The organism is Streptomyces cupreus (genome assembly GCF_014257025.1).
Lineage (GTDB): Bacteria > Actinomycetota > Actinomycetes > Streptomycetales > Streptomycetaceae > Streptomyces > Streptomyces cupreus.
The window spans coordinates 1-686 of sequence record NZ_JACMSF010000183.1 but is presented as its reverse complement, the minus strand read 5'-3'; the positions used below and the strand labels follow the sequence as shown (position 1 = coordinate 686).

The 686-nt window shown below is 72.6% G+C and carries 1 protein-coding gene; it reads left to right on the top strand.

The genetic code is table 11. The features are described from left to right. Positions 1–686, top strand: a 686-nt coding sequence (locus H4N64_RS44205; protein WP_186288266.1) for an acyl-CoA desaturase, incomplete at both ends; no start/stop codon positions are given.

Genomic DNA, 686 nt, shown 5'->3' with positions numbered 1-686 from the left:
GACATCGTGCTCGCCCTCGTCCTCTACACGGTCACGGGTCTCGGCGTCACGGTCGGCTTCCACCGCGGTCTCACCCACGGCGGTTACCGGGCCGTCCGCCCCGTGCGGATCGCACTCGCGGTGGCCGGCTCGATGAGCTTCCAGGGCGATGTCATCGGCTGGGTCGCCACCCACCGCCGCCACCACGCCTTCACCGACCGGCCCGGCGATCCGCACTCCCCGTACCGCTACGGCACACATCTGCGCGGCCAGTTGCGCGGGTTGCTGCACGCGCACGTCGGCTGGCTGTTCCGCAACGACCGCACACCCGCCGACCGGTACGCCCCCGACCTGCTGGCCGACCGCGACATCCGGGCCGTCGCCCGCGCCTTCCCGGCGCTGTGCCTCCTCACCCTCGCGCTGCCGTTCGGGGCGGGCTGGGCCATCGGCGGTACCTGGGTGTACGGGGTAACCGCCTTGCTGTGGGCGGGACTTGTGCGCATCGCCCTGCTCCACCACGTCACCTGGAGCGTGAACTCCCTCTGCCACATGATCGGCGAGCGCCCGTTCCGCACCCGGCGCCACGACCGGGCCACCAACCTGTGGCCCCTCGCCCTGCTCTCGTTCGGCGAGAGCTGGCACAACCTCCACCACGCCGACCCCACCAGCGCCCGGCACGGCGTCGACCGCGGCCAGATCGACCCCTC